This is a genomic window from Rhodoferax sp. GW821-FHT07G04, from assembly GCF_059418585.1.
The window spans coordinates 819207-835055 of the sequence record NZ_JBWKQD010000001.1 but is presented as its reverse complement, the minus strand read 5'-3'; the positions used below and the strand labels follow the sequence as shown (position 1 = coordinate 835055).

Annotated in this window: 17 protein-coding genes; 13 read left to right on the top strand and 4 right to left on the bottom strand. The window is 61.5% G+C overall.

The annotated features are described in order from the left end of the window. Positions 1-18 precede the first annotated feature (18 nt). The 13 genes from AC07OO_RS03820 (at position 19) to AC07OO_RS03760 (ending at position 11779) form a co-directional block, all read left to right on the top strand. The gene (locus AC07OO_RS03820; protein WP_495080725.1) at positions 19-1002 is read left to right on the top strand and encodes a Tim44 domain-containing protein; all 984 of its coding nucleotides are present in this window, start codon (positions 19-21) and stop codon (positions 1000-1002) included. A gap of 167 nt (positions 1003-1169) precedes the next feature. Continuing rightward, complete coding sequence (locus AC07OO_RS03815) at positions 1170-1721, top strand: ubiquinone biosynthesis accessory factor UbiJ (protein ID WP_495080724.1); 552 nt, start codon at positions 1170-1172, stop codon at positions 1719-1721. Beyond that, positions 1718-3283, top strand: coding sequence for a ubiquinone biosynthesis regulatory protein kinase UbiB (gene ubiB, locus AC07OO_RS03810; RefSeq protein WP_495080723.1), 1566 nt, complete (start codon positions 1718-1720; stop codon positions 3281-3283). The genes AC07OO_RS03815 and ubiB overlap by 4 nt, the downstream gene beginning before the upstream one ends. Before the next feature lie 52 nt (positions 3284-3335). Further along, positions 3336-3650: an FmdB family zinc ribbon protein gene (locus AC07OO_RS03805; RefSeq protein WP_495080722.1), complete on the top strand. Its 315-nt coding sequence runs from the start codon at positions 3336-3338 to the stop codon at positions 3648-3650. Positions 3651-3697: 47 nt separating this feature from the next. Next, positions 3698-4339 carry a DUF502 domain-containing protein gene (locus AC07OO_RS03800; protein ID WP_495081769.1) on the top strand — a complete coding sequence of 214 codons (642 nt, stop codon included), beginning with the start codon at positions 3698-3700 and terminating at the stop codon, positions 4337-4339. 45 nt (positions 4340-4384) lie between these two features. After that, on the top strand, positions 4385-6199 hold the full coding sequence (aspS, locus tag AC07OO_RS03795; protein WP_495080721.1) for an aspartate--tRNA ligase: 1815 nt from the start codon (positions 4385-4387) through the stop codon (positions 6197-6199). Between the two features lie 51 nt (positions 6200-6250). Then, positions 6251-6757: a dihydroneopterin triphosphate diphosphatase gene (gene nudB, locus AC07OO_RS03790; protein WP_495080720.1), complete on the top strand. Its 507-nt coding sequence runs from the start codon at positions 6251-6253 to the stop codon at positions 6755-6757. Beyond that, positions 6754-7503 carry an endonuclease/exonuclease/phosphatase family protein gene (locus tag AC07OO_RS03785; protein WP_495080719.1) on the top strand — a complete coding sequence of 250 codons (750 nt, stop codon included), beginning with the start codon at positions 6754-6756 and terminating at the stop codon, positions 7501-7503. The genes nudB and AC07OO_RS03785 overlap by 4 nt, the downstream gene beginning before the upstream one ends. Further along, positions 7500-8726, top strand: a complete 1227-nt coding sequence (clsB, locus tag AC07OO_RS03780; protein ID WP_495080718.1) for a cardiolipin synthase ClsB — start codon at positions 7500-7502, stop codon at positions 8724-8726. Before AC07OO_RS03785 ends, clsB begins: the two co-directional genes overlap by 4 nt. A gap of 79 nt (positions 8727-8805) precedes the next feature. Continuing rightward, positions 8806-9531: a GTP cyclohydrolase I gene (gene folE, locus AC07OO_RS03775; RefSeq protein ID WP_495080717.1), complete on the top strand. Its 726-nt coding sequence runs from the start codon at positions 8806-8808 to the stop codon at positions 9529-9531. Between the two features lie 89 nt (positions 9532-9620). Continuing rightward, positions 9621-10043 carry a BLUF domain-containing protein gene (locus AC07OO_RS03770; protein WP_495080716.1) on the top strand — a complete coding sequence of 141 codons (423 nt, stop codon included), beginning with the start codon at positions 9621-9623 and terminating at the stop codon, positions 10041-10043. An 11-nt stretch (positions 10044-10054) separates the two neighbouring features. Then, complete coding sequence (locus tag AC07OO_RS03765) at positions 10055-10936, top strand: EamA family transporter (protein ID WP_495080715.1); 882 nt, start codon at positions 10055-10057, stop codon at positions 10934-10936. Between the two features lie 15 nt (positions 10937-10951). Then, entirely contained in the window at positions 10952-11779 is an 828-nt protein-coding gene (locus tag AC07OO_RS03760) for a DUF429 domain-containing protein (protein WP_495080714.1), read from the top strand. 36 nt (positions 11780-11815) lie between these two features. Here the strand turns inward: AC07OO_RS03760 and AC07OO_RS03755 are convergent, their stop codons facing one another. The 4 genes from AC07OO_RS03755 to AC07OO_RS03740 all read right to left on the bottom strand — a co-directional run bounded on the left by AC07OO_RS03755 (position 11816) and on the right by AC07OO_RS03740 (position 15801). Continuing rightward, on the bottom strand, positions 11816-12652 hold the full coding sequence (locus AC07OO_RS03755; RefSeq protein ID WP_495080713.1) for a MinD/ParA family protein: 837 nt from the start codon (positions 12650-12652) through the stop codon (positions 11816-11818). Then, on the bottom strand, positions 12652-13476 hold the full coding sequence (locus AC07OO_RS03750) for a GGDEF domain-containing protein (RefSeq protein WP_495080712.1): 825 nt from the start codon (positions 13474-13476) through the stop codon (positions 12652-12654). Before AC07OO_RS03750 ends, AC07OO_RS03755 begins: the two co-directional genes overlap by 1 nt. A 109-nt stretch (positions 13477-13585) precedes the next feature. After that, entirely contained in the window at positions 13586-14338 is a 753-nt protein-coding gene (locus tag AC07OO_RS03745) for a HesA/MoeB/ThiF family protein (protein ID WP_495080711.1), read from the bottom strand. A 23-nt stretch (positions 14339-14361) separates the two neighbouring features. Beyond that, on the bottom strand, positions 14362-15801 hold the full coding sequence (locus AC07OO_RS03740; protein ID WP_495080710.1) for a S41 family peptidase: 1440 nt from the start codon (positions 15799-15801) through the stop codon (positions 14362-14364). Positions 15802-15849: the final 48 nt, after the last annotated feature.

The following is a 15849-nucleotide window of genomic DNA, read 5'->3' as shown; positions in this document are numbered from 1 at the left end:
CGTTCCTATGGAGACACCATGAAAATCTGGACAGTGTTATTGGCCGCCACACTGGCATTGGCCAGCATCAATGCCGAGGCTGCGCGCCGCTTGGGCGGCGGCAAATCGGTTGGTAAACAGTCGTCCAACGTCACCCAACGCGAGACGGCTCCTGCGGCACCGGCCGCACCCAGCCAAGGCGTGGCCAATGCGGCACCGAAGCCTGCCGCGCCTGCCACACCACCTGTCCCGGCCAAGCGCCCGTGGGGTGCTATGTTGGGCGGTCTGGCGGCCGGCCTTGGCCTGGCTTGGCTGGCCCATTCCCTGGGCCTGGGTGCGGGCATGGGTGAGTTTTTGGTGTTTGTCCTGCTGGCCTTGGTGGTGGTCATGGGCATAGGTTGGTTTCTGCGACGGCGCGCGGCGCCAACCGGCAATCCTTCGGGGCCATTCGCCTTCCAAGGGGCGGGCAGTGCAGGCAGCGTGCCGGTAACGGAAGCCAAACCCTACCGCCCGGAAAACGTCGGCAACGATGCTTCGGCCCGCCCCTGGGAGCGCAGCAGCATGGCCTTTGAGGCCGCCAATCCCGCCGGGGGCTCCATGATTGGCTCGGCGCTGAAAGGTTCACAAAACTGGGGTATTCCTGCCGGTTTTGACACCACAGGCTTCCTCAGTGCGGCTAAAACCAATTTTGTGTCCCTGCAAATGGCCTGGGACAAATCCGACATACCCGCCCTGCGGGCCATGATGACGGACACCATGTTGGGCGAAATCCAGACCCAATTGGCCGAGCGCGAAGCCCAGCATGGCACAACCCCCAACCGCACCGACGTGGTGATGCTGGAGGCCCAATTGTTGGGTATCGAGGAGACGGCAGAGGAGTACCTTGCCAGCGTGGAGTTCTCCGGCATGATCCGCGAAGAACCATCGGCAGGCCCCAGTCCGTTCCGTGAAGTCTGGAATATGAGCAAACCCATCAACGGCAGTCGCGGTTGGTTGGTCGCCGGCGTGCAAGCCTTGCAATAGCTTTGCATTGCGAGGAGTACCTCGTTTGTGGAGCAACTCGCCGCCGGGCCGCCCCAAGGCGAGTTAGCCCCCCGCCTCGGTGAATCCGGGGCCCCTTCCCCGGATCGGGGCAGCGACCCGCGCAGCGGCGGAGCGTGGGGGCGTTGATCGGTACGCCATAATTCACTATGGCAACACCGTCCCCTTTTTCAATGCTGGAGGGCCTCCTCCAGAATTTCAGCCTTCCCTTCACGCCACCCGCCTGGGCCATTGAAGAGGTGCATCGGCGCATCGTGCTGCTACTCAACCATGTGCTGATGCAGGAACCCCAGGCCATGGAGCGCCTGGCCCGGCAAAAGGGTAGTGTGGTGCGCATGCAATGGCGCGACATGCGTTTTGTGGTCGTCATGACGCCTGCGGGTCTGCTCGATGTCGCGGATGTAGAAGCATCGGCTGATCTGACATTGGTCATCACCGAGGAATCCCCCTTGGCCATTGCCCAAAGCCTGATGGCGGGCAACAAGCCGGGCGTACGCATTGAAGGCGATGTGCAATTGGCGGCCGACGTCAGTTGGCTGATAGACCATGTGCGCTGGGATTTGGAGGAGGACATGGCCCGTTTGATGGGCGATGCCCCCGCGCACGGGCTGATGCAGGCCGTGCGTGCCATGGCCCAAGCGGTACAGCAGTTCGCCGGCCGCAGCGCAAAGAATGCAACAACGGATGGACCGTCTGCATGAGCCGCCTGTACCGCGGCTTCTTCATCGCCTGGGTGGTGTTTCGCTATGGGCTCGATGAACTGGTCCTGAGCGGGTTCGACAAGCCCTGGCTGCGCCGGCTGACGCGTGTGCTGACCGTGGGCCGCAAGCTGGATCACCCGCGCGGCCAGCGGCTGCGTGAGGCTCTGGAGCGCCTGGGGCCTATTTTTGTGAAATTTGGCCAGGTGCTGTCGACCCGCCGAGATTTGCTGCCGTTGGACATCGCCGACGAGTTGGCAAAGTTGCAGGATCGCGTGCCGCCATTTCCATCCGAGGTGGCTGTGGCAACCATAGAGCGCGCCCTGCGCAAGCCGCTGGGCGAGATATTTGTGTCGTTCGAGCACGAGCCGGTGGCCAGCGCCTCCATCGCGCAAGTTCACTTTGCCGTGGTGCGCGGCCGCAATGGCCAAGAGCGCGAGGTGGCTGTCAAGGTGCTGCGCCCTGGCATGCTGGATGCCATTGAAAAAGACCTGCGCCTGATGCGCATGATGGCGGGCTGGGTGGATAGCCTGTCGGCCGACGGCAAGCGCCTGCGCCCGCGCGAAGTGGTGGCCGAATTCGACAAGCACCTGCACGACGAATTGGATCTGGTGCGCGAGGCCGCCAGCGCGGCGCAATTGCGGCGCAATATGGAGAGCCTGCAACTGGTGGAGATTCCGGAGATTTTGTGGGATCTGTGCACCACCGAGGTCATGGTCATGGAGCGCATGTATGGTCTGCCCATCAGCCAGGTGGACCGCCTGCGCGAAGCGGGCGTGGACATCCCCAAGCTGGCGCGCGATGGCGTGACGATATTCTTCACCCAGGTCTTTCGCGATGGCTTCTTCCACGCCGACATGCACCCCGGCAACATCCAGGTCAGCATCGACCCCAAGACCTTTGGCCGCTATATCTCGCTGGATTTCGGCATCGTAGGCACACTGACGGAGTCCGACAAGGACTACCTGGCGCAAAACTTCACGGCCTTCTTCCGGCGCGACTACAAGCGCGTGGCCGAGTTGCACATCGAGTCCGGCTGGGTGCCCCGCACCGCACGGGTGGATGAGCTGGAGGCCGGTATACGCTCCGTGTGCGAACCTTACTTCGATCGGCCGCTGAAGGAAATTTCCTTGGGTCTGTTGTTGATGCGTCTGTTCCAGATTTCCAGGCGCTTTCAGGTCGAAATTCAACCCCAACTGGTGTTGCTGCAAAAAACCCTGCTCAACATCGAGGGCTTGGGCCGGCAATTGGACCCCGATCTGGACCTGTGGGCCACTGCCAAGCCGTTTCTGGAACAGTGGATGTTGGGCCAGGTAGGTCCACAAAAGCTGCTGGACCAGTTCAAGGCCCATGCTCCGCACTACGCCAAGCTGGTGCCGGAATTGCCTACTTTGCTGCACAACTTTTTGCGCGGAAACGGCCAGGACTCCGGCCGGATGATGGAGGAGTTACTGAAGGAACAACGCCGCACGAATCGGTTGCTGCAGGCGCTGGTATACATGGTGATTGGCTTTGGTTTGGGGTTGGTGCTCACGCAAATGCTGATACGGGTTCGCCTCTTTTAGGCTGCCGCCTATAATTGAAGGCTTTGCAACTTGAAGTTCGAGCTTTCCATCCATGCCCATATACGCCTATAAATGCGAGTCCTGCGGGTTTGCCAAGGACGTATTGCAGAAAATCTCCGACGCCCCTCTGGAAGTTTGCCCTGCCTGCTCGCAGGCCACTTTCAAGAAGCAACTGACGGCGGCTGGTTTTCAGCTCAAGGGTTCTGGCTGGTATGCCACCGACTTCAAAGGCGGAAGTACGGCGCAGCCTACGACAGCCGCGGCTGGCGAAGGCGCAGCCAAGCCATCTGCCCCTGAAACGGCTGCAGCGTCCAAGACGGACGCGACTCCTGCCGCCGGTGCAGCGCCTGCCGCATCGGGAACCTGATCTTGTCTTCCACCGAACCGGGGGTTTCTGTGCCTTTCAAGAAATACATGCTGACCGGGTTGATGGTGTGGCTGCCGCTGGCCATCACCATCTGGGTGCTGTCTTGGCTGGTGAAGTCACTCGATGGTGTGTTGGGCGGCGTGCTGTTCGGGTTTGCCGCCGTGGGCCCGGAAAGCATGGGGCCCGTCATTGGTCGTCTGCGCAGCATTCCCGGTCTGGGGGTCTTGATCGTCGCAGCCTTCATGCTGCTGACCGGTGCCCTGGTTTCCAACGTCGCCGGCCGCTGGCTGCTCAAGCAATGGGATGGCCTGTTCACCCGTATTCCCATCGTCAAATCCATTTACAACAGCGTCAAGAAAGTATCTGACACGCTGTTTTCAAGCAACGGCAATGCGTTTCGCACGGCCTTGCTGATCCAGTATCCGCGTGCCGGGAGCTGGACCATTGCGTTCCAAACCGGTACGCCCAGCGGCGAGGTAGCGTCGCATCTGGGCGCCGAATTCGTCAGCGTGTACGTGCCGACCACACCCAATCCGACCAGCGGTTTCTTCCTGATGCTGCCCCGTTCGGAAGTGGTGGAGCTGGACATGAGTGTGGACCAAGCACTCACCTATGTGATCTCCATGGGCTCCGTGCCCCCGACAGCTGCGCAACTGCCCACCAAGGCAGTGCCCAATAAATCCTCTTAAATTGCGAAACCCGCTGCCCGCAAGGCGGCGCCTTGAAAGTTAGTTATGGCCATGCGTTCTCACTATTGCGGTCTGGTGACCGAAGCCCAGATGGGCGAAACCGTTTCCCTGTGCGGCTGGGTCAACCGTCGCCGTGACCATGGTGGCGTGATCTTCATCGACGTGCGTGACCGCGAAGGCTATGTGCAGGTGGTGTGTGACCCCGACCGTGCGGACATGTTCAAGGTGGCCGAAGGCATTCGCAACGAATACTGCGTGCAGATCAAGGGTCTGGTGCGTGCACGTCCCGAGGGCACGACCAATGAAGGCCTGAAGAGCGGCAAGATCGAGGTGCTGTGCCACGAACTGACCGTGCTCAACGCGTCGGTGACGCCTCCATTCCAGCTGGACGAAGACAACCTGTCCGAGACCACACGCCTGACCCACCGCGTGCTGGATTTGCGCCGCCCCTACATGCAGAACAACCTGATGCTGCGTTACCGCGTATCGATGGAAGTGCGCAAGTTCCTGGATGCCAATGGTTTTGTGGACATCGAAACACCGATGTTGACCAAGTCCACGCCCGAAGGCGCGCGCGACTACCTGGTGCCCAGCCGTGTGCACGATGGCCAGTTCTTTGCGCTGCCCCAGTCGCCCCAGCTGTTCAAGCAACTGCTGATGGTGGCGGGGTTCGATCGCTACTACCAGATCACCAAATGCTTCCGCGATGAAGACCTGCGCGCTGACCGCCAGCCCGAATTTACGCAGATCGATATCGAAACCTCGTTCTTGGGTGAAGAGGAAATCCGCGACATCTTCCAAGGCATGATCAAGACGGTGTTCAAGAACACCATCAATGTCGACCTGGGCGAGTTCCCGGTCATGACCTACCAGGAAGCCATGCACCGCTATGGCTCAGACAAGCCCGATCTGCGCGTGAACCTGGAATTCACCGAAGTGACCGATGTCATGGCCGATGTGGACTTTAAGGTCTTCTCGGGCGCCGCCACGATGAAGAATGGTCGCGTGGTCGCGCTGCGCGTGCCCGGTGGCTCGGTCGAAGGCGGTGGTATCAGCCGCGGCGAGATCGACGCCTACACCGAATTCGTCAAGATCTATGGCGCCAAGGGCTTGGCTTATATCCGCGTCAATGACCTCTCCAAGGGGCGTGACGGTTTGCAGTCGCCCATCGTCAAGAACATCCACGACAAGGCCCTGAATGCTGTGTTGGAGCGTTCCGGCGCGCAAAACGGCGACCTGATCTTCTTCGGCGCCGACAAGGCCAAGATCGTCAACGACGCCATTGGCGCGCTGCGCATCAAGATTGGCCATAGCGACTTCGGCAAGAAGAACGGCATGTTTGAGAAGGCTTGGCGCCCGATGTGGGTCGTCGACTTCCCGATGTTCGAATACGACGAGGAAGCCCAGCGCTATACCGCCACCCACCACCCGTTCACCGCTCCGAAGGATGGCCACGAGGACTGGATGGTCACTGCGCCGGAGAAGTGCATCTCCAAGGGCTACGACATGGTCCTGAACGGCTGGGAAATGGGCGGCGGCTCCGTCCGTATCCACCGCGCTGATGTGCAGCAAAAGGTGTTTGACGCACTGAAGATCACGCCCGAAGAAGCCCAGCTCAAGTTCGGCTTCCTGCTGGACGCGCTGCAGTACGGCGCGCCACCGCACGGCGGCCTGGCCTTTGGCCTGGACCGTATCGTCACGCTGATGACCGGCGCCGAGTCCATTCGCGACGTGATTGCCTTCCCCAAGACCCAGCGTGCCCAGTGCCTGTTGACGCAAGCCCCGAGCCCAGTGGACGAGAAGCAGCTGCGCGAATTACACATCCGCCTGCGCAATGTGGAGGCCACCAAAGCTGTGTGATGTACGGCTTGTGGTGCACAATGAAAGGGCGCTCTGGTAGCGCCCTTTTTTATGCCCAAGCCCTACAAAATCCCGCAATCCGTGCTGGTAGTGATCTACACGCCGGCCCTGGATGTCTTGGTGCTGCGCCGCACGGACGGCGATGGCTTGGGCGCCGAGTATTGGCAATCCGTAACCGGTACCAAAGACAGCCTGGACGAAGACTGGCGGCATACGGCCGAACGCGAGGTCTTTGAGGAGACAGGCATCGTTTGCACGCCGCAAACAGGGGGCAGCATCAGCTTGGTCGATTGGCAATTGGAGAATATCTACGATATCTACCCCCAATGGCAGCACCGCTATGCGCCGGGTGTCACGCGCAATACGGAGCGCCTGTTTGGCCTGTGCGTGCCACTGCCCTGTGCCGTGCGCCTGAGTCCGCGTGAGCACACAGCCTACCAATGGCTACCACACCAGGAGGCGGCAGAGCGGTGCTTTTCTCCGTCGAACGCCGAGGCCATTTTGCAGCTACCTCGGTTTGCAGCGCAGTTGTTGCAGGGTCAGGAGCATGCAGCATGACCGCCGTGCGTGTGGCCACCTACAACATCCATAAAGGCGTGCAGGGCATTGGCCCGGTGCGCCGACTGGAGATCCACAACCTGGGCCATGCGGTCGAACAGTTGGATGCCGATATTGTGTGTCTGCAAGAGGTGCGCAAGCTGCACCGGCGTGAGGCCGAGTATTTCCCCCACTGGCCAGACCTGCCGCAGGCCGAGTTTCTGGCCCCGCAGGGTTATACGGCCATCTACCGTACCAATGCCTACACCCGCCACGGCGAGCACGGCAATGCCATCTTGTCGCGTTGGCCGGTCGTTGCCCACCAGCACGAAGACATGTCGGACCACCGCTTTGAGCAAAGGGGGCTGTTGCATGCCGAGGTGGACATGGACGGCCATGCGCTGCATGTGGTCGTGGTGCATCTGGGGTTGATCAAGGCCAGCCGTGTACGCCAGCTGGCGCAGTTGCAGCAGTACATTGAACGGGAGATACCACCGGCGGCCGCGGTGGTCGTGGCCGGAGATTTCAACGACTGGGGTAGCACCGTACAACGTCCCCTGGCGGCCGTGGGGCTGCAGGCCTTCAGCCAGAGCCAGCACCGGGTGGCAACTTTCCCATCGCGCCTGCCGGTGGTGCAGCTCGACCACGTGTATGCCAGAGAGCTGGTGCCCACGGGCTTGCACGTGCCGCGGGGACGGATTTGGGGACGCATGTCCGACCACTTGCCACTGATCGCCGATTTCGATTGGTCGGCGCGCGCAACGTGATCGCACCGCCGCTCCGCGAAGGCCACCAGCTTCGCTTGCTGCAAGGTGGCACAGAGTTCTTCCCCGCCCTGATTCAGGCCATAGACGCAAGCACGCAAGAGGTGCGGCTGGAAACCTATATCTTCTACTTCGATGTGGCCGGTGAACAGGTCGCCACGGCGCTGGAACGCGCTGCCCGGCGCGGGGTGCGGGTATACCTGCTGATGGACGGTGTGGGTACACCCGAGCTGCCGCTGCCCTGGGCGCAACGCCTGTCGGATGCCTCGGTGCACTGGCACCGTTTTTCACCGTTGGGGCGCTGGGGGTTTCTGGTGCCCGTGGTCTGGAGGCGCTTGCACCGCAAGCTATGCGTCGTGGATGGGCACACAGCGTTTTGCGGCGGCATCAACATCCTGGACGATTACGTAGACCCCAACTACGGTGCGCTGGAGTCTCCGCGCTTTGACTTCGCGATGCAGGTGCAAGGTCCTTTGGTGGCCGATGCCTACCGCGCCATGGCCCAATTGTGGAGCCGCCTGCAGATCACGCAGCAGCTCAAGCACATGGAGTTCAAAGGTGCGCGCCACAGTTGGAAAGACTCTCGGCGGCCCGCTCCAGCCCCAGGTGCGGCTCCATCGGCCGGCACCTTCACGCAAGAGGGGCCGCCCGGCATCCAGGCCGCTTTGGTGCTGCGCGACAACCTGCGCAACCGCAATCGCATTGAGCGGGCCTACCGCAGGGCGATTGCCGGAGCTCGCAGCGAGATTGTGATTGCCAACGCCTACTTCGTGCCCGGCGGCAAACTGCGCCGTGCGCTGATACTGGCCGCCAAGCGGGGCGTGCGTGTGCGCCTCTTGCTGCAGGGCCGTTACGAATATTTCATGCAGTACCACGGAGCCCGGTCGGTACTGGGCCTGCTGCTGGCCGCCGGCGTGGAGATCCATGAGTACTCTGCCGGCTTTCTGCATGCCAAGGTGGCGGTAGTGGACGGCCGCTGGGCCACCGTGGGCTCGTCCAACCTGGACCCCTTGAGTTTGCTGTTGGCCCGTGAGGCCAATGTGGTGGTGGACGATGTTCCCTTTGCCCGGTCCTTGCGCGCCTGCCTGGTGGCGGCCATGGACTCCCACGGCGTGCAATTGGATGCCCAGACCTATGCCCAGCGCCCTTGGCACCAGCGCCTGCTGGACCGCCTGGCCTTTGGCGTCATGCGGCTGCTGCTGTTCCTGGCAGGACGGCGCTACTAAATTTATAGCTACTCAGGTAATTCGCACGAGGGCTAGCGCCCAAAAACCTTACTTGCCAAAGGCTGGTAGTATTCTGGCAATGCTAATGAAATCCCCGACTCCCATGAACCCATCCGACACCGATGAGGGCACGCCCGTTTCCGTCAAGATCCGGGAGCGCCTGGTGGCCGCCCGCAAACGCTTCCATGCCAACGACAACATCGCAGAATTTGTGTCCCCTGCCGAGCTGGAAAAGTTGCTGGACGAGGTTGAAGTCAAGATGCAAGGTGTGCTGGACAGCCTGGTCATAGACACCGCCAACGACCACAACACCGACAACACGGCCCGCCGTGTGGCCAAGATGTACCTCAACGAGGTCTTCCGCGGCCGCTACGCCACTTGCCCTACCATCACCGAATTTCCCAATGTGGGCCACCTCAACGAGCTGATGATCGTTGGCCCCATCACTGTGCGCAGCGCCTGCAGCCACCATTTTTGCCCCGTCATCGGCAAGATCTGGATCGGCGTGATGCCCAATGAACACACCAATGTCATCGGCCTGTCTAAGTACGCGCGCCTGGCCGAGTGGATCATGGGTCGGCCCCAGATCCAGGAAGAAGCGGTCGTGCAACTGGCCGATCTGATCCAGGAAAAAACCCAGCCCGATGGGCTGGCCATCGTCATGGAGGCTAGCCACTACTGCATGGCCTGGCGGGGCGTCAAGGACATGGACAGCAAGATGATCAATTCGGTGATGCGGGGCGTGTTCCTCAAAGACCCCAATTTGCGCCGCGAGTTTCTGTCCTTGATTCCACAAAGGGGCTAGGATGAAGCCCCCACATTCTTCACTTCGTGTAATCACTGCCCCCCATGGGGGCGCGGCCACCCTTGGGGCGGCCCTGCGGGAGGCTTGATATGTTGGTACGTTTGTTGTACGCCAGCCGCGCGGTCGATCCCAGCGCCGAGGCGATAGAAACCATTCTGACCAAATCCCGCCACTACAACCCCACCTGTGGCATTACGGGCATCCTGTGCTACGGTGGCGGCATCTTTTTGCAGGCCATCGAAGGTGGCCGCATGGCGGTCAGCGACCTGTATGGCCACATCCAGCGCGATGCACGCCACAAGGACGTGGTGTTGTTGCACTACGAAGAGATTTCCGAACGCCGGTTTGGTGGCTGGACCATGGGACAGGTCAACATGTCCAAGATCAACACCAATATCCTGCTGAAGTACGCCGAGAAGCCCGAGTTGGATCCCTATTCGGTGTCCGGCAAGGTGTCGCTGGCCTTGCTCGAAGAATTGATGGCCACTGCGTCCATCATCGGCCGGGCCTGATCCCGTAAGGCATGCCCCTTAGTGCGCTGGCGCTGGTCGTACTGGCCGGCCTGATCCATGCTTGCTGGAACATCGCCGCCAAAAAGGCGGGCGGTGACGTGCGGTTTTCCTGCTTCAGCTCCCTGGTCATGATGGTGTTCTGGGCCCCGGTGGGCCTGTGGCTGGGCTGGCAGCAGGTGCCATTCTGGGGCACGGTTGAATGGAGCCTGGTGGCAGCCAGCGGCATCTTGCACACCATTTACTTCATCATCCTGTTGCGGGGGTACCGCAAGGCTGATCTGACCGTGGTCTACCCACTGGCGCGGGGATCGGGCCCCTTGCTGTCGTCCATGGTGGCGATTCTGTTTTTGGGTGAGCACATATCGGCTATCGGCCTGGGTGGCATTGTGGCCGTGGTGGTCGGCGTGTTCCTGATCGCTGGCGGCCCCGGCCTGTTTCGCAACACCCACAGCGTGGAGCACCGTGTGCGGGTGCGCAAAGGCATGTTGTATGGAGTGTTGACGGGGGTCTTCATCGCCAGCTATACCGTGGTCGATGGCTATGCCGTCAAGATGCTGTTCATGTCGCCCATCCTTGTCGACTACTTTGGCAATTTCGTGCGTCTGGCCTTTTTGCTGCCGCCGTTGTTCCGCAACCCCGACGAGGCACGCAGCTTGTGGCGGACGCAGTGGAAATATGCCACGGTGGTTGGCGTCATCAGCCCCATCTCCTACGTGTTGGTTTTGTATGCCATGCAGGTCGCACCCATGAGCCATGTGGCGCCTGCGCGTGAGGTGTCCATGCTGTTTGCGGCGCTGATTGGCGGGCAGTTGCTGGGCGAGGGAGACCGCATGGCGCGCCTTCTGGGTGCCGCCTGCATTGGTGCCGGCGTTATGGCGCTGGCATTGGGCTAGACAAGGCAGGGCGGCATGCAACTGCTGGGTTGTGACTTTTCCAGCGCACCCACGCGCAGCAAACCCATTGTGCTGGCCTGGGGGAGTTTGCGCGGGCATGCGGTGGTGTTGGAGCGCCTGGAATTTGCCAGCTCGCTCCAGGCCTTTGAGCAGTTCCTGCAGCAACCTGGTCCCTGGGTGGGCGGGTTCGATTTGCCCTTTGGGTTGCCGCGCGAGTTGGTCCAGGCTTTGGACTGGCCCCTGGAATGGCAGGCCTGCATGCAGCACTACGCCGGGCTCAGCAGGGCAGAGATCCGTGCAGCCTTCGCCGCCTTTTGCGATGCGCGCCCCGTGGGCGGCAAGTTCGCGCACCGGGCTTGTGACAAGCCGGCCGGCTCCAGTCCTTCGATGAAATGGGTGAATCCGCCGGTCGCCTACATGCTCCATGCGGGGGTGCCGCGGCTGCTGGCGGCAGGTGTCGCGATGCTGGGTTTGATGCCTGTGGATGCTTCGTTGGATGTGCGTATTGCGCTGGAAGCCTACCCCGGACTATTGGCGCGCGAAATCCTGGGCAACCGCAGCTACAAGAGCGACGACAAGTCCAAACAAACCGCCGATCGCCTGATCGCCCGCAAGGATTTGCTCACCGCGTTAGAAGCCGGGCAAACCCGTCTGGCCCTGCGGCTCAAACTCAGCCATGCCCAGCACGACGCCCTGGTGCAAGACGCCAAGGGCGATGCCCTGGATGCCGTGCTGTGCCTGGTGCAGGCCGCCTGGGGCAGCCAGCGGCATGCCCAGGGTGATACGCGGTACGGACTACCGGCCAACCTGGACCCATTGGAAGGCTGGATTCTGAGCGCCTGAGATTTTGCTGGGCGCATTGTCCCGCCGCCGGAGGCTCTATTTGTTGCGGGAGATCACGCTCTCTTCGAGCTTGAGCGCCAGTTGGGAAATCGCCATGGCTGCCGGGCAGCTGGGGGTGGCCTGCATCAGCAATTGGCGCCGCATGATGGCCTGGCGCACCGCGGGATCGGCCGGAATGTCACCCATATGCACCAGCTTGATCGGTCGGCCGGGCTCGGTCGGCACAAACCGGTCCAAGACCTGCTGCAATTGCACGGTGATGGCGCGACCATCGCCCAGGCGGGCGGTCTGGTTGATAACCATGCGGATGGTCTGGCGTTTTTGCTGTCCCACCAGCACCTTGACCGTGGCATAGGCGTCGGTCAGCGAGGTGGGCTCTGGCGTCGCGACTACGATGACTTCAGATGCCAGTGACACGGCAAACAAGACCACATCGGAAATGCCGGCGCCGGTGTCGAGCAAGACCACATCGTAGTGGGGTATCAGACCGCCCATGATGCGCAAGAAATCGTCGCGCACTTCGGGCGTGAGGCGGGAGTATTCCACCATGCCCGAGCCGGCCAACAGCACCGAGAAACCACCTGGTGCGCGGACGATAGCGTCTTCGAGTTTGGCCTTGCCGGTGAACACGTCGTGCAGCGTGATTTTGGGGTAGAGATTGAGCACCACGTCCAGGTTGGCCAGGCCCAGGTCGGCGTCCAGCACCAACACGCGCAGGCCCAATTTGGCCAGGGCTGATGCCAGATTGGCGGACACAAAGGTCTTGCCCACACCGCCCTTGCCGCTGGTCACAGCAATGACTTTGCCGAGCGGTTTGAACGGAAGGGGCACAGGGGCCTCGCTGGGGGTGGTGGGGGTTAGTACGTCGGCCATCAATTCACCCTCTGCATAGCACCGTTGGCCGGGCCAAGCGGCGCGTCGCCAGAAACACTTTCAATCCAAGCCGGGTCCCCCAACGCGAGATGGCCGAACAGCAGATTCTTTTCTTCTGCACTGACATAAATTTCTTGTTGGTGGTCCAAGCACACGCGGTTGCGGCCTTCTTTCTTGGCCCGGTAGAGCTGGACATCGGCCCGCTCCGTCCACAGCGCGGCAGTCGAGCGCACCCACTCGGGCGCATAGGCACCACCGATGCTGACGGTTATCTGGAGTGTGAGCGTTGGCGAAATGGTGATGACCAGGGCCTCGATGGTGGCGCGTATGCGCTCTGCCACGGTGGCCCCGAAGGAGGTATGGCAATTGGGCAGCACCACGGCAAATTCTTCACCGCCGTAGCGGGCTACCGTGTCCATAGGGCGCACGCAACTGGCCACGCAGCGCGCCACGGCCTGCAGGACCTGGTCGCCGGCCTGGTGGCCGTGGGTGTCGTTGACTTTCTTGAAATGGTCGATGTCCAGCATCAACAGCAGCGCCGGGTCGCCCGAGCGTGCCACGCCATCGATGGTGCGCTCTTGTACGGAGCGGAAATGCCGGCGGTTGGCCAGTCCCGTCAACGGATCCTTCAGCGACAGCTCACACAGCCCGTCGATGACACCTTGCAAGTATTCCAATGGCGAATCCTGCGGGGAGGGCAGCTCCACCAGCATGCCATGGTCCAACAGCGCACGCGCATCATCCAATTGCAACTGCTGCAATTCGATGGGTGAGGAAGAAGTCTGGGTGGCCACTGCAGGGATTCGGTTGTGCCGATAAAGCATAACAGGAACTACTGGCATGGTGTCACACATTGCGACAGTCCAGCCTGACATTTGCCGCGGCTTTACCGGGCATTTTTGGTGCTACCGATTTGCCGGCGGGGATGGGCTTTCAGTGGGCCCTGCCACACACTGGGCAGTCCGGGTTGCGCGGCAGTCGGATGTCGTCCCAGCGCATGGTGCGACCATCCAGCATCAGCAGTCGGCCCTGCGCGGGATCGCCGGCGCCACTGAGCAGCTTCAGAGCTTCAGCCGCCTGCATGCTGCCGATGATGCCAACCAGCGGCGCAAACACGCCCATGGTCGCGCAGCGGGTTTCCTCAAAGTCGGCATCGGGTGGGAACACGCAGGCGTAGCATGGGGACAGCGGGTCGCGCGCGTTGTAGACCGCCAGTTGGCCGTCAAACCGGATTGCCGCACCCGATACCAGGGGCACCTTGTGGCGCACGCAGGCCGCATTCAGGGCCTGGCGTGTGGCGAAGTTGTCGCTGCAGTCCAGCACGACGTCGGCGTCCGCCACCAAGGCATCCAGTCGTGCCGCATCGGCGCGCTCGACCAGCGTGGTGATATGCAACCCAGGGTTGATGGCCAGCAAGGCCTCGCGCGCCGATTCGACCTTGGGCTGGCCCACCCGTGCCTGGGTATGGGCAATCTGGCGTTGCAGATTGGTCAGGTCTACGGTGTCATGGTCGACCAGGGTCAGATGGCCCACGCCGGCGGTAGCCAGGTACAGCGCCACCGGCGACCCCAGGCCCCCCACGCCGATGACCAGCGCGCGACCCTGCATGATGCGCTCTTGGCCTTCGACGCCGATCTCATTGAGCAGGAGGTGGCGCGAGTAGCGCAGCAGTTGCGAGTCATCCATGGCGATGGTTCACGGCCATGGCTTTAGTTGTCCTTGGACTCTTCTTCCTTGCGCTCCACCTGGGTCTTGCTGACCATGACCGGCCGGCCCTTCAGTTGGTTCAATGCCTGCGCCAACTGGAAGTCTTTGTCAGAGCCAAATTCGGGTGGACGGCGCTCGAAGGCCGGTTTGCGGGATTCTTCTTCCAGCCGTTTCAAGGCTTCGTCGCGGGCCTTCTCTCGGTTGGCGTCTTTGACTTCTTCACCTTGGCCACTGGCCAGGTGCTTGCCCAAATCGGCCTCGCGGGTACGCAAGGCTGCGTAAGGGCTGCCCTCTTCGGTGTCATCGACCATGACGTCGGGCACGATGCCCTTGGCCTGTATGGACTTGCCACTGGGTGTGTAGTAGCGCGAAGTGGTGATCTTGAGGCCTGTGTCCGGGCCAAGTGGGCGGAAGGTCTGGACGGAGCCCTTGCCAAAGGTCTGGCTGCCCATCAGCGTGGCGCGCTTGTGGTCTTGCAAAGCGCCGGCCACGATTTCGCTGGCAGAGGCCGAGCCCTCATTGACCAAGACTACCAGCGGGACCTTTTTCAGGCCGGCAGGCAGTTTCTTCAGTGGGTCGCTGCCGTCGCGTCCCAGGTAGTCGCGCACGGTGGCCTTCAGAATTTGTTTGCTGTCCGCCGTCTGACCATTGGTAGAGACCACGGTGGCGTTCTCCGGTAAGAAGGTGGCCGACACGGCGATGGCCGCATTCAGCAAGCCACCGGGGTCACTGCGCAAGTCCAGCACCAGGCCCTTCAGGTGGGGCTCCTGCTTGTAGATTTCGTCCAGCTTCTTGGCGAAATCATCCACCGTTTGTTCTTGGAACTGGCTGACCCGGACCCAACCATAGCCGGGCTCGACAACCTTGCCACGCACCGACTGCTGCTTGATTTCTTCGCGGACGATGTTGACGGGGAAGGTGCGGTTTTCTTCTTTGCGGAAGATGGTCAAGACGACTTTGGTATTGGGCTCGCCACGCATGCGCTTGACAGCCTCGTTCAGGCTCAGCCCTTTGACGGCTGTGTCGTCCACGCGGGTGATCAGGTCATTGGTCTTGATACCGGCACGGAATGCGGGGGAGCCTTCGATGGGAGACACCACTTTGACCAGCCCGTCTTCCTGGGTGATCTCGATGCCGACGCCGACAAACTTACCCGACGTGCTTTCCTTGAATTCCTTGAGGGTCTTTTTGTCAAAGTACTGGGAGTGCGGGTCCAGGCTGGACACCATGCCGGCAATGGCTTCGGCAATCAGCTTCTTCTCATCCACCGGTTCCACATAGTCGCTCTTGACGATGCCAAAGGCGGCGGCCAGTTGTTGCAGTTCTTCCAGCGGTAGCGGCGCCAAGGTGCCGCGCGCAACGGTTTGCAGCGACACGGTGGTCAGTGCTCCGGCCACAACGCCCAAGCCAATCCAGCCCGCGATTTTCAGTTTTTGACCCATAAATATTCCAGTGCCGCTTCAATATACACCTTGGACGAGGTGGCTGGT